11 protein-coding genes are annotated in these 12,565 nt (G+C 61.4%); 6 read left to right on the top strand and 5 right to left on the bottom strand.

Annotated features, from left to right (window positions below):
• Positions 1–27: 27 nt before the first annotated feature.
• The gene (locus tag CKW30_RS16285) at positions 28–408 is read right to left on the bottom strand and encodes a DUF423 domain-containing protein (protein ID WP_056786365.1); all 381 of its coding nucleotides are present in this window, start codon (positions 406–408) and stop codon (positions 28–30) included.
• 74 nt (positions 409–482) lie between these two features.
• Here CKW30_RS16285 and mtgA point away from each other — a divergent pair, with 74 nt between their 5' ends.
• Entirely contained in the window at positions 483–1,205 is a 723-nt protein-coding gene (gene mtgA / locus CKW30_RS16280; protein WP_095181330.1) for a monofunctional biosynthetic peptidoglycan transglycosylase, read from the top strand.
• Positions 1,206–1,383: 178 nt separating this feature from the next.
• Here the strand turns inward: mtgA and rpoH are convergent, their stop codons facing one another.
• The 4 genes from rpoH to ftsY all read right to left on the bottom strand — a co-directional run bounded on the left by rpoH (position 1,384) and on the right by ftsY (position 5,531).
• A complete protein-coding gene (gene rpoH / locus CKW30_RS16275) occupies positions 1,384–2,238 on the bottom strand; it encodes an RNA polymerase sigma factor RpoH (RefSeq protein WP_016772717.1) in 855 nt (284 codons plus the stop codon).
• Positions 2,239–2,353: 115 nt separating this feature from the next.
• Positions 2,354–3,379: a permease-like cell division protein FtsX gene (gene ftsX, locus CKW30_RS16270; RefSeq protein WP_016772716.1), complete on the bottom strand. Its 1,026-nt coding sequence runs from the start codon at positions 3,377–3,379 to the stop codon at positions 2,354–2,356.
• Positions 3,376–4,047: a cell division ATP-binding protein FtsE gene (gene ftsE / locus CKW30_RS16265; RefSeq protein ID WP_016772715.1), complete on the bottom strand. Its 672-nt coding sequence runs from the start codon at positions 4,045–4,047 to the stop codon at positions 3,376–3,378. Before ftsE ends, ftsX begins: the two co-directional genes overlap by 4 nt.
• Positions 4,044–5,531: a signal recognition particle-docking protein FtsY gene (gene ftsY, locus CKW30_RS16260; protein WP_095181329.1), complete on the bottom strand. Its 1,488-nt coding sequence runs from the start codon at positions 5,529–5,531 to the stop codon at positions 4,044–4,046. The genes ftsE and ftsY overlap by 4 nt, the downstream gene beginning before the upstream one ends.
• Before the next feature lie 608 nt (positions 5,532–6,139).
• Here ftsY and CKW30_RS16255 point away from each other — a divergent pair.
• The 5 genes from CKW30_RS16255 to CKW30_RS16235 all read left to right on the top strand — a co-directional run bounded on the left by CKW30_RS16255 (position 6,140) and on the right by CKW30_RS16235 (position 12,499).
• Complete coding sequence (locus CKW30_RS16255; RefSeq protein WP_041476824.1) at positions 6,140–7,495, top strand: pitrilysin family protein; 1,356 nt, start codon at positions 6,140–6,142, stop codon at positions 7,493–7,495.
• Positions 7,488–8,978, top strand: coding sequence for a pitrilysin family protein (locus CKW30_RS16250; RefSeq protein ID WP_095181328.1), 1,491 nt, complete (start codon positions 7,488–7,490; stop codon positions 8,976–8,978). The genes CKW30_RS16255 and CKW30_RS16250 overlap by 8 nt, the downstream gene beginning before the upstream one ends.
• The gene (gene rsmD, locus CKW30_RS16245; RefSeq protein WP_041476826.1) at positions 8,978–9,580 is read left to right on the top strand and encodes a 16S rRNA (guanine(966)-N(2))-methyltransferase RsmD; all 603 of its coding nucleotides are present in this window, start codon (positions 8,978–8,980) and stop codon (positions 9,578–9,580) included. The genes CKW30_RS16250 and rsmD overlap by 1 nt, the downstream gene beginning before the upstream one ends.
• 214 nt (positions 9,581–9,794) lie before the next feature.
• On the top strand, positions 9,795–11,030 hold the full coding sequence (locus CKW30_RS16240; RefSeq protein WP_256584354.1) for a pitrilysin family protein: 1,236 nt from the start codon (positions 9,795–9,797) through the stop codon (positions 11,028–11,030).
• Positions 11,027–12,499, top strand: a complete 1,473-nt coding sequence (locus CKW30_RS16235; RefSeq protein WP_082530280.1) for a pitrilysin family protein — start codon at positions 11,027–11,029, stop codon at positions 12,497–12,499. The genes CKW30_RS16240 and CKW30_RS16235 overlap by 4 nt, the downstream gene beginning before the upstream one ends.
• Positions 12,500–12,565: the final 66 nt, after the last annotated feature.

Raw genomic sequence — 12,565 nt, 5'->3', positions numbered from 1 at the left:
TCATGACCTAAAGGTCAGTACCAAGCGTCAAGCGGTTAGCTGCAAGCGCCAGGCGGCGAGGCCGAGGCAAACCCAACCGATGAGAAACGCGAGGCCACCAAAAGGGGTAATGATGCCGAGCTTGCTGATGCCGGTGGTGGTCAGCAGATACAGGCTGCCGGAGAACAACACAATGCCGACGGTGAAGGACACGCCGGCCCAAGTGACCAGCCGCCCTGGAATCTGCGTGGCCAGCAGCGCAACGCCGAACAGTGCGAGCGTGTGCACCAGTTGGTAGGTGACGCCAGTGTGGAAGATCGTCAGGTATTCCGGCGTCAGACGGTTTTTCAGGCCGTGGGCGGCAAACGCGCCCAGCGCAACACCGGTGAATCCGAAAAAAGCAGCCAGCATCAAAAAGCCACGCAGCATGGGGAACTCCAGTCAGACGCCATCGGCAGGGTCTGTATAATGGCCCGCTCCACGGGTTCGGCCAAGCCATCTCTATGCTGCGTTCAATTTTCCGTCGTCTCACGAAGGCTCTGCTCTGGTTCGCCGGCGGCAGTGTCTTGCTGGTGCTGGTGTTTCGCTTCGTGCCACCGCCGGGCACGGCGCTGATGGTCGAGCGCAAGGTCGAATCCTGGGTCGACGGCGAGCCGATTGACCTGCAGCGCACCTGGAAACCGTGGAACGAGATCTCCGATGACCTGAAAGTGGCGGTAATTGCTGGCGAAGACCAGAAATTCCCCGAGCACTGGGGCTTCGATCTGCGCGCGATTCAGGCTGCTCTGGCCCACAACGAACTGGGCGGTTCGATTCGCGGTGCCAGCACCTTGAGCCAACAGGTGTCGAAAAACCTCTTTCTGTGGTCGGGCCGCAGTTATCTGCGCAAAGGCCTGGAAGCGTGGTTTACCGCGCTGATCGAGGTGTTCTGGCCCAAGCAGCGAATTCTCGAGGTGTACCTGAACAGCGTCGAGTGGGATGACGGCGTATTTGGCGCTGAAGCGGCGGCCCGCCATCACTTTGGTGTGAGCGCAAAGTCATTGTCGCGTCAGCAGGCGAGTTATCTGGCTGCCGTACTGCCCAATCCACGGGTGTGGAGCGCGAGTCATCCGACCGGTTATGTATCGCGCCGGGCTGGGTGGATTCGGCAGCAGATGAGTCAGTTGGGCGGAGACAGTTACTTGCTCGGGCTGAACGATTCGCGGCGGGCGCCTTGGGCTGAATAACACCGAAATTCCAATGTGGGAGCGAGCCTGCTCGCGAAAGCGGTGTGTCAGCTTGCATTGATGGCACTGATAAACCGCTTTCGCGAGCGGGCTCGCTCCCACAGGGATTTGTGTTGAAACAGAATGAAAACGCCCCGATCATCGCTGATCGGGGCGTTTTTTATTGCTGATCTACCGGTTACGCGGCGATCGACAACTTGAGCTTGTTCATCGCGCTCTTTTCGAGCTGACGGATTCGCTCGGCCGACACGTTGTACTTCTGCGCCAGGTCGTGCAGCGTGGCTTTCTCTTCCGCCAGCCAGCGCTGGTAGAGGATGTCACGGCTGCGCTCGTCCAGCACTTCCAGTGCTTCGTGCAGGTTGGTGTTGGAGTTGTCGCTCCAGTCGGCATCTTCCAGTTGACGCGCCGGGTCGTACCGGTGGTCTTCCAAGTAGTTGGCCGGAGACTGGAAAGCACTGTCGTCGTCGGCTTCGGCAGCCGGGTCGAAGGCCATATCATGGCCGGTCAGGCGACTTTCCATCTCGCGCACTTCACGTGGTTCGACGCCGAGGCTTTCCGCCACACGGTGGACTTCCTCGTTATTCAGCCACGCCAGACGCTTCTTCTGGCTGCGCAGGTTGAAGAACAGCTTGCGCTGGGCCTTGGTGGTCGCGACTTTCACAATGCGCCAGTTGCGCAGGATGAACTCGTGAATTTCCGCCTTGATCCAGTGCACGGCGAACGACACCAGACGCACACCCATTTCCGGATTGAAACGCTTGACGGCCTTCATCAGGCCAACGTTACCTTCCTGGATCAGGTCAGCCTGAGCCAGACCGTAGCCGGAATAGCTACGGGCAATGTGTACGACAAAACGCAGGTGGGCGAGCACCATCTGCCGAGCCGCCCCCAAATCCTGCTCATAGTAGAGACTCTCGGCCAGTTCACGCTCCTGCTCCGGCGTCAGCAATGGAATGCTGTTGACGGTGTGCACGTAGGCTTCCAGGTTCGCACCCGGAACCAACGCATACGCAGGTTGCAAAGAATTGGTCATACGAAAAAACCTCCCACTCACATACTCGTGCCTCTCGGCACTGCGAAAAATTGACCGGGAACTCAGGTACAAGTTCCCATAAAAACCGCAAGGTCAATCACGCGCAAAAAAGATTCTACTTCGGCGCCAGCTCCCTGAGATGACGTGCGACTGCAATCCATGCACCGATATAACCCAACAGCACCGCGCCAAGCAAGAGCGACAGACCGTCGGCCACTGGCACACCGGCCAGGGCGAAATCACTGCCGTACAAGCCGGCCAGTCCGACCACCGCATCGTTCAGCCAGTTCAGGCCGAACGCCAATACGCCCCAGGACAACAGCCCTGCACCGAAGCCATACAACGCGCCCATATAAAGGAAAGGGCGGCGCACATAACTGTCAGTGCCGCCGACGAGTTTAATCACTTCTATCTCGGTGCGGCGGTTTTCAATATGAAGACGAATGGTATTGCCTATCACCAAAAGTAATGCAGACACCAAAAGCACCGTCAGACCGAAGACAAAGCGGTCGCCAAGCTTGAGGATGGCGGCCAGACGCTCGACCCAGACTAGATCAAGTTGCGCCTGTTGTACCTTCGGCAGCTCGGAAAGTTTTTGTCTTAATGCTTCGAGTGTCGGCTTGTCGACTTCGTTCGGTGTCACCAGCACCACACCCGGCAAAGGGTTGTCAGGCAGCTCACGCAGGGCTTCGCCCAGGCCGGATTGCTGCTGGAACTCTTCCAGCGCCTGATCGCGGCCGACATATTCGGCATCAGCGACGCCCGGCATGCCTTTGATCTGCTCACGCAGCGCTTCGCCTTGTTCCGGGCTGGCGTCGAGTTGCAGGTACAGGGAAATCTGCGCCGCGCGCTGCCAGGAACCGCCGAGACGTTCGACGTTATTGAGCAACAGCGAAAGCCCCATCGGCAGACTCAACGCCACGGCCATCACCATGCAGGTGAAGAAGCTGCCGATCGGCTGTTTGCCGAGACGGCGCAGGCTGTCGAGCAGGCTGGCGCGATGGCTTTCGATCCAGGCGCGAAACAGCGTGGCGAAGTCCGGGCCGTCGTCATCGTCGTGCTTTTTCTTTTTCTGCGGTTGCGGATCGGCGGCCTTCGGGGCCACGCGCTCGGAAACCTTAGGACTGCGTGTCGCACTCATACCCCGGCCTCCCCGTCGCCGATGAGGCGGCCGCGTTGCAGGGTCAGCATGCGATGACGCATGCGCGCGATCAGTGCCAGGTCGTGACTGGCGATCAGTACGCTGGTGCCCAAACGGTTGATGTCTTCGAACACGCCCATGATTTCGGCGGCCAGACGCGGGTCGAGGTTACCGGTCGGTTCGTCCGCCAGCAGCAAGGCCGGGCGGTGGACGATGGCGCGGGCAATGCCGACGCGCTGTTGCTGACCGGTGGACAGGTCGCCCGGGTACAGATCGGATTTATCCGACAGCGCCACGCGCTCCAGCGCCGAATCGACGCGCTTGGCGATCTCGACCTTGGACAGGCCGAGGATCTGCAGCGGCAAGGCGACGTTGTTGAACACCGTGCGATCGAACAACAACTGGTGATTCTGGAACACCACGCCGATCTGCCGACGCAGAAATGGAATCTGCGCATTGCTGATAGTGCTCAGGTCTTGCCCGGCGAGCAGCAATTTGCCGCTGGTCGGCCGTTCCATTGCCAGCAACAGGCGCAACAGCGTGGATTTACCGGCACCGGAGTGGCCGGTGACAAACAAGAACTCGCCACGACGGACTCGAAAGCTCAGCTCATGCAAGCCGACGTGACCGTTCGGGTAGCGTTTACCGACCTGTTCGAAACGAATCATGAACGCTCCCGCTCGGCAAACAGTGCCTGGACAAAGGGTTCGGCTTCAAAGGTACGCAAATCGTCGATGCCTTCACCGACGCCGATGTAGCGAATCGGCAGGCCGAATTGCTTGGCCAGGGCGAAAATCACCCCGCCCTTGGCAGTGCCATCGAGCTTGGTCAGCGCCAGGCCGGTCAGTTCGACGGTCTGGTTGAACTGCTTGGCCTGGTTGATCGCGTTCTGGCCAGTGCCGGCGTCGAGCACCAGCAGCACTTCATGCGGCGCGTCGGCGTCGAGCTTGCCGATCACCCGGCGAACCTTTTTCAGCTCTTCCATCAAGTTGTCTTTGGTGTGCAGACGACCGGCGGTGTCAGCGATCAGCACGTCGATGCCACGGGCCTTGGCCGCTTGCACGGCGTCGAAGATCACCGAAGCGGAATCGGCGCCGGTGTGCTGAGCGATCACCGGAATCTTGTTGCGCTCGCCCCAGACCTGCAATTGCTCCACGGCCGCTGCACGGAAGGTGTCGCCGGCCGCCAGCATGACCTTCTTACCCTCCAATTGCAGCTTCTTCGCCAGCTTGCCGATGGTGGTGGTTTTGCCGGCGCCGTTGACGCCTACCACCAGAATCACGAACGGCTTGTTCTGCGAGGCGATTTTCAGCGGTTGTTCGACCGGTTTGAGCATTGCGGCCAGTTCGGCCTGCAGGGATTTGTACAGGGCGTCGGCGTCTGCCAGTTCCTTGCGTGCAACCTTCTGGGTCAGGCGCTGGATGATCTGCGTGGTGGCTTCAACGCCGACGTCGGCGGTGAGCAGACGGGTTTCGAGGTCGTCGAGCAGGTCATCGTCGATGGTCTTGCGCCCGAGGAACAGGCTGGCCATGCCCTCGCCGATGCTGGCGCTGGTCTTCGACAGGCCTTGCTTGAGGCGGGCGAAGAAACCGGCTTTGGTTTCTTCGGTGCGCGGGGTTTCGACTGGCGCTTCTACAGGGACTTCGACCGGCACGACCGGAGCGACCGGAGCGACAACCGGCGCAGCGGCAATCGGTGCAGGCTCCGACGGCGGGACAACCGGGGCGGCGGGTTCAGAAATGACCGGCGCAGGCTCGACAACCGGTTCAGGCACAGGCTGCGCAGGCACCTCGGCAACCGGCGCAGGAATCACTGGCGTCACATGCGGCGCCGCTTCTTCAACAAGCGCGACCGGTTCTTCTGCCACCGGCAAGGTCAGCCACGGCTCGCCGGCGGGCGTCAGCGGCAGTTCGGGAGCGGCGGGCGCTTCCGGCTCGGCTTCAGCATCCGGTTGCAGCACCGGCTCGGCGATCGGCAGCACAATCGGCGCCGGCTCTTCTTCTATTACAGGTGCAGGCGCAGGGGCCGGCTCAGGAATCGCGGGCGGCTGTTCGACGACGGGTTCCTGCGGTTTCTTCCGCAGCCATCCGAACAGGCTTTTCTTCTCGCCAGCCGCAGCTGGGCTCTTCTTGTCGTCGTTGGAACCAAACATGGAGGACGGCTATCTCACGGTAGCGACGCGCCAACAGGGCGCCCCGGCAAATAAATATTCGATGCAGAACAGACTGTGTTTCACCCAGCTTGTTCACGCGCAACATTTTGTCGAGGCACCGAAGGCACCTCAAGGATCGTATTAACGTTGATCTAAACCGGCAAAGATCAGCGAAAACGCGGAGTTTAGTGGGAAAAACACAGCTTTTCGCCGCAAACCTATACAGCCTTATCAAACCCTGAAGCCTGATAGGCGTGGCCGCCAGTAAAACGGATCAGTATCCTAGGGCGTGTCATTGATCATTACCAGTACCGCGTGGCCGCCTGAAAACGGGCCAGACAGGGCGCAGGCCGCAGGGAATGTGCTTTCCTTGCCAAGGGCTGCAACGCAGTATGGCCCGTTTTCAGGCGCCACCCGGAGGGCCGGGCCTGATAGTGTGCAGGGCTGCGTTGCTCGGAGTTTATTTGGAACAACCAAACCACACTCCTCGCGCCTTGCCCTGCACACTATCAGGCGCCGGCGCGGTACTGGTAATGATCAATGACACGCCCTACCTCTCGCCCGCTGACGCTAAGACCAAGCGGGCAGCCCAACAGGTTGAAAAACGAATGAATGCTCTAGCCCGCCGCGCTGCTGGCCTGCTGCTCAGCGCAGTCTGCCTGCCCCTTTCGGCCCTGGCGGCCGACCCGCAACCGACCCATGAATTCACCCTCGACAACGGCCTCAAGGTCGTCGTGCGCGAAGACCATCGTGCGCCGGTGGTCGTTTCGCAGATCTGGTACAAGGTCGGCTCCAGCTACGAGACTCCGGGGCAGACCGGTCTGTCCCACGCGCTTGAGCACATGATGTTCAAGGGCAGCGAAAAAGTCGGCCCCGGCGAAGCCTCGCTGATCCTGCGCGACCTCGGCGCCGAAGAGAACGCGTTCACCAGCGACGACTTCACTGCTTATTACCAGGTGCTGGCCCGTGACCGTCTCGGCGTGGCGTTTGAGCTGGAAGCCGACCGCATGGCCAATCTGCGCCTGCCGGCCGACGAGTTCGCCAAGGAAATCGAAGTCATCAAGGAAGAGCGCCGCCTGCGCACCGATGACAAGCCGATGTCCAAGGCCTACGAGCGCTACAAGGCCATGGCCTACCCGGCCAGCGGTTATCACACGCCGACCATCGGCTGGATGGCTGACCTCGACCGTATGAAAGTCGAGGAACTGCGCCACTGGTACCAATCCTGGTACGCGCCGAACAACGCCACGCTGGTGGTGGTCGGTGACGTCACTCCGGACGAAGTGAAAACCCTCGCCCAGCGCTACTTCGGCCCGGTCGCCAAACGCGACGTGCCACCGGCGAAAAAACCGCTGGAACTGGCCGAGCCCGGCGAACGCCAGATCACCCTGCGCGTGCAGACCCAACTGCCGAGCCTGATGCTTGGCTTCAACGTGCCGAGCATTGCTACCGCTGAAGACAAACGCTCGGTCAACGCCTTGCGCCTGATCTCCGCGCTGCTCGACGGCGGCTACAGCGGGCGCATCCCCACGCAGCTGGAGCGTGGCGAAGAGCTGGTCTCCGGCGGCTCGTCGGACTATGACGCCTACACCCGTGGCGACAGCCTGTTCACCCTGTCGGCCACGCCAAATACGCAGAAGAAAAAGACCATCGCCCAGGCCGAAGCCGGCTTGTGGAAACTGCTTGAGCAACTGAAAACCACCGCGCCGTCTGCCGAAGAGCTGGAACGCGTCCGCGCTCAAGTCATCGCCGGCCTGGTCTACGAGCGTGACTCGATCACCAGCCAGGCCACCGCGATCGGTCAACTGGAAACGGTCGGTCTGTCGTGGAAGCTGATGGACACCGAACTGGCCGATCTGGAAAGCGTGACCCCGCAAGACATCCAGAACGCCGCGAAAAAGTATTTCACCCGCGAACGTCTCAGCGTCGCCCACGTCCTGCCTTTGGAGACGACTCATGAGTGAGCGCAAAACCCCACGCCTGATGCTGCTTGGCCTGATTGCTGTCGCGGTGATCGGCTCGGCGGCTGTGTATCTGTCGCCCGGCGCTGACAGCCACGCCAGCGAAGCCTTGGATAACGCCAAGTCCAGCCAGAAATTGCAATCGCTGGCCGAACTCGATGGCAAGGCCCCGGCCAGCCGCAAGCTCGATGTGCAGACCTGGAACACTGCTGAAGGCGCGAAAGTGCTGTTCGTCGAAGCGCATGAGCTGCCGATGTTCGACATGCGCCTGATCTTCGCCGCTGGCAGCAGCCAGGACGGCAACGCGCCCGGCCTCGCGGTGCTGACCAACGCCATGCTCAACGAAGGCATCGCCGGCAAAGACGTCGGCGCCATCGCCCAGGGCTTTGAAGGTCTCGGGGCCGACTTCGGCAACGGTGCGTTCAAGGACATGGCGCTGGCCTCGTTGCGCAGCCTGAGCGCAACTGAGCAGCGTGAACCGGCGTTGAAGCTGTTCGCCGATGTGGTCGGCAAACCGACCTTCCCCGCCGATTCCTTCGCGCGCATCAAGAACCAGCTGCTCGCCGGTTTCGAATACCAGAAACAGAACCCCGGCAAACTCGCCAGCCTGGAGCTGATGAAGCGTCTGTATGGCGATCACCCGTACGCGCATTCCAGCGACGGCAATCCGCAAAGCGTGCCGAAGATTACCGTCGCGCAATTGCGCGAGTTCCACGCCAAGGCCTACGCCGCCGGCAATGCTGTGATTGCACTGGTCGGTGACCTGTCGCGAGCCGAAGCCGAGGCGATTGCCAATCAGGTTTCCTCGGCCCTGCCGAAAGGTCCGGCGCTGGCGAAGATCGCTGCGCCGCAGGAGCCGAAGGCCAGTGTCAACCACATCGAGTTTCCGTCGAAACAGACCAACCTGATGCTCGCGCAACTGGGCATTGATCGCGATGATCCGGATTACGCCGCGCTGTCGCTGGGCAACCAGATCCTCGGCGGCGGTGGTTTCGGTACGCGCCTGATGAGCGAAGTGCGCGAGAAGCGCGGCCTGACCTACGGCGTGTATTCGGCGTTCAGCCCGATGCAGGCCCGTGGGCCGTTCATGATCAACCTGCAGACCCGCGCCGAGATGAGCGAAGGCACCCTGAAACTGGTGCAGGACGTGCTCGCCGACTACCTGAAAACCGGGCCGACACAGAAAGAACTCGACGATGCCAAGCGCGAACTGGCCGGCAGCTTCCCGCTGTCTACCGCGAGCAACGCCGACATCGTTGGCCAGCTCGGCGCGATGGGCTTCTATAATCTGCCGCTGAGCTATCTCGACGATTTCATGCGTCAGTCGCAGAGCCTGACCGTAGAGCAGGTCCGTGATGCGCTGAACAAACACCTGAGCACGGAGAAAATGGTCATCGTCACCGCTGGCCCGACCGTGCCGCAAAAGCCGTTACCGGCCCCATCTGATAAACCTGCCGAGCAACCGCTCGGGGTTCCGGAGCATTAATGGCCACTCGAGCACCGAAAAAACCTGTGCAAAACGTGCACAACGGCGTCAATCAGCTGCGCATCATTGGCGGCCAGTGGCGCAGCCGCAAGCTGAGCTTCCCCGACGCACCGGGCCTGCGCCCGACCCCGGATCGCGTGCGTGAAACCCTGTTCAACTGGCTCGCGCCCTATGTCGAAGGGGCGAAAGTGCTCGACCCGTTCGCCGGCAGCGGCGCGCTGTTTCTCGAAGCGCTGTCCCGAGGCGCGGCCACGGCCCAGGCGCTGGACGCCAGCAACGTTGCGGTTTCCAGTCTGAAGGAACACCTCGGCACCTTGCGTTGCAGCAACGGCCAAGTACAAACCGCCGACGCGCTGCGCTACCTGGAAACCCAGGCCGCGACGCCGTTCGATCTGGTGTTCCTCGACCCGCCGTTCAACCAGAACCTGTTGCCAGCGGTTTGTACTTTGCTGGAAGAGCGCCAATGGCTGGCGGCCGATTCGTGGATCTACACGGAAAGCGAAACAGCGCCATCGACGCTGGGCCTGCCGGGCAACTGGCGCCTGCATCGTGAACAGAAATCCGGTCGTGTGTATTACGCGTTGTGGCAGCGCAGCGCCTGAACCATCCGCACTGCGCTTTAGCGTGCGGTAGATAGTTACCGCACCCAGTGCCTCGCAGTCCGCCACAGTGGTTGCCGCAATCTGCGTTAACCACTGAGGATTTCGCGTATGGATACGCTCTGCAGCCGGATGCTGCTTTTTCTTGGCCTCGCGCCGTTCATGACGCTGGCCGCCACGCCCCCCGCCGACTCATCAATTCACCCTGGAAAACGGTTTGCAGGTACTGGTGCGCGAGGATCACCGTGCGCCGCTGGTCACTTCGCATTTGTGGTTCAAGGTCGGCTCGGCAGACGAGGCGCCGGGGCAAGCCGGGCTATCGCACGTTCTTGAACACATGCTCTACAGAGGCAGCCGCAAGACCTGCGCCGGTGAGGCTTCGCGTCTTTTGGAGTCCCTGGGTGCCGAAGAAAATGCCTTCACCGCCGAGGACGTCACCGGCTACTACCAGACCTTGTCGCCGCGCTATCTGGGCGTGGTTTTCGAGCTGATGGCCGACCTGATGACGACTGCTGATTTGCACGTCGACGACCTGAAAACCGAACTGGCAGTCATCCGCGAAGAGCGCCAGTTGCGCATCGACGACGATGTCGACGCCGCTGTGCTGGAACACTTCACCAGCCAGGCGCATGTCGCCAACAGCTATCGCACGCCAGTCATCGGCTGGATGCACGACCTGCAGCAAGTGGACGCCGAGGAACTTCGCCATTGGTATCAAAGCCGTTATGCGCCGGGCAACGCCGTACTGGTGATCGTCGGCGATGTCACGCTCGCACACGTGCAGCCGCTGGCCGAGCGCTATTTTGGCGCGCTCGCAAATCGTCCCGTGCCGCGCCTGTTACGGCCCGTGGAGCTGAAAGTGCCGGGCGAGCGCAAACTGACCTTGCAGCGCAATGTCCCAGCAGAGCGGTTGCTGATGGCTTTCAATCTGCCCGGACTGGCCACGGCCAAAGACCTGCACACCGTGCACGCCCTGCGCCTGATCAACGCGATACTCGGCGGCGCACATGGCGCGCGCCTGCAAAAGAAACTGATTTTCACCGACCGCGTGCTCAATCGTGTCGACACTCACTACGACGAACGCACGCGCGGCGACAGCCTGCTGCTGTTGACTGCCGAGCTGGCCGATCCGCCGCTGACCGATCTTGAAGGTGCGCAAGCGCGGGTGTGGGAGCAGATCGAAACGTTGCGCACCACACCACCGTCGCCGGAAGAGCTCGAGCGGGCACGCACGCAACTGATCGCGCAGCAGGTGTATGCCCGCGATTCGATTCAGGAACAGGCGCGTCAGCTGGCCAGGTTCCAGGCCATCGGCTTGCCTTGGCGAATACTCGATGAAGATGCCGCTGCATTGGCGAAAGTGACGCCGCAACAGATCCGCGAAGTGGCCGCCACGTGGCTGATACCCGAGCGTCTCAGCGTTGCCCAAGTGCGCAAGGTGGACGTCCGATGAGCAGGTCCTCAAGGCGCACGGGGTTGGTCCTGATGTGGCTGTCGGCTGCGGCGGCTTGCGCTGATGGTCAGCCTGAACAAGCGCGGACATCGCGCCTGCAATCGCTCAGCGAAGTCCAAGCGCTGGAAATCAAGCCGCGCGCATTGCAGATCAGGGGCTGGAAAACCCTGACCGGCACCAAGGTGCTGTTCGTGCGCACGAGCGATCTGCCGATGTTCGATATTCACGTCAGCTTCGCCGCAGGCAGCGCCCGCGACGGTAGCCTGCCGGGCCTGGCTGCCACGACCTTTTCCATGCTCAATGAGGGTATCCCCGGCAAGGATTTGTCCGCCATCGTCGAAACCTTCGACGGGCTCGGCGCGCAATGGGAAATGGATATCGATCACGACCGCGCCGTGTTCTCCCTGCGCAGCCTCAGCGATCCGGCCAAGCGCCTACCGGCGATGGATCTGTTGACGCGAATATTCAGCGAGCCATCGCTCAGCGCCCAGCGCCTGCCGCCAGTGAAAGACGAACTGCGCGCCGCGCTCATCGCAGAGCAAGGCGATGCCGCGGGTCTGGCCTCGCAGAGCATCAAGGCACTGCTTGCGCCGGACAGCCCCTACAGCCTTCCGGTGTATGGCACGCAATGGGGCCTCAATGCCGTGACCCGGGCCGCCGTGGAGGATTTCCATCGCCGCTATTACGCTGCCCGACATGCGCAAATCACCCTGGTCGGCGACCTCACTCTGGACCAGGCACAAGCGATCAGCCTGCAGATCAGCAATGCCCTGCCCAAGCCTCCTGACGCGCTGGTATCTTCAGCAATGGCAACACCCGGAAACGTCCAGTCCAGTCACCTGGAACTGAATCAACTGCAGACCCACATTGCCTTTGCCCAAATCAGCGTGCCGCGACGACATGCCGATCACACCGCCTTGTACGCCGCCAGTCAGATTCTCGCCGGAGGCAGCAACAGTCGGTTGATGAATGAACTGCGGCACAAGCGCGGACAGGTTTATGACGTGTATGGCGCCAGCGTCAATTGGGCTGGTGGCGCCGGGTTGCTGACCGTCACCTTGCAGACCGGTAGCTCCATGAGCGACAGCACCGTCGCTTTGGTGCGCTCGATGCTCAATGATTTTCTTCGGCAAGGGCCGACCGCCCCGGAACTCGAGCACCTCAAGCGCAGGCTGGCCAACAGAAATGTGCTCACCAGCGCCAGCAACCGGCACATTCTGGCCAGACTCGTGGAGATCAACCGCTACGACTTGCCGCTCGATCTGGATTACACAATGCAACAAGTGCAGAAGCTGACGGTGGACGACATCAAACTCGCCATGAACCGTCACTTGTCTGTTGATCGCTGGGTGTCGGTTACGGTCGGCCCCAGTGTCGAGCAACAGCCACTGCCTGGACCGGAGGTTGCGCCGATCGGTCAGGCTGAAGAGGACATGTGTCGCGCCGACCCGGGCTTTGTGGCAAGTTAGGCGCTTTCGTTGAGAAGCGATAGCCCGCCCTGTGCGCCGGTCGCTTTACGCAAGACCTGTCGAGAT

It is taken from the genome of Pseudomonas sp. Irchel 3F6, from assembly GCF_900187595.1.
GTDB lineage: Bacteria > Pseudomonadota > Gammaproteobacteria > Pseudomonadales > Pseudomonadaceae > Aquipseudomonas > Aquipseudomonas siliginis.
Note: the sequence above shows the minus strand (reverse complement) of the source record. Positions and strands in the feature narration are given on the sequence as shown.

Coding starts and splice junctions, on each gene's coding strand:
- CKW30_RS16285 (WP_056786365.1), bottom strand. CDS start 408: ATGCTGCGTGGCTTTTTGATGCTGGCTGCTTTTTTCGGATTCACCGGT.
- mtgA (WP_095181330.1), top strand. CDS start 483: ATGCTGCGTTCAATTTTCCGTCGTCTCACGAAGGCTCTGCTCTGGTTC.
- rpoH (WP_016772717.1), bottom strand. CDS start 2,238: ATGACCAATTCTTTGCAACCTGCGTATGCGTTGGTTCCGGGTGCGAAC.
- ftsX (WP_016772716.1), bottom strand. CDS start 3,379: ATGAGTGCGACACGCAGTCCTAAGGTTTCCGAGCGCGTGGCCCCGAAG.
- ftsE (WP_016772715.1), bottom strand. CDS start 4,047: ATGATTCGTTTCGAACAGGTCGGTAAACGCTACCCGAACGGTCACGTC.
- ftsY (WP_095181329.1), bottom strand. CDS start 5,531: ATGTTTGGTTCCAACGACGACAAGAAGAGCCCAGCTGCGGCTGGCGAG.
- CKW30_RS16255 (WP_041476824.1), top strand. CDS start 6,140: ATGAATGCTCTAGCCCGCCGCGCTGCTGGCCTGCTGCTCAGCGCAGTC.
- CKW30_RS16250 (WP_095181328.1), top strand. CDS start 7,488: ATGAGTGAGCGCAAAACCCCACGCCTGATGCTGCTTGGCCTGATTGCT.
- rsmD (WP_041476826.1), top strand. CDS start 8,978: ATGGCCACTCGAGCACCGAAAAAACCTGTGCAAAACGTGCACAACGGC.
- CKW30_RS16235 (WP_082530280.1), top strand. CDS start 11,027: ATGAGCAGGTCCTCAAGGCGCACGGGGTTGGTCCTGATGTGGCTGTCG.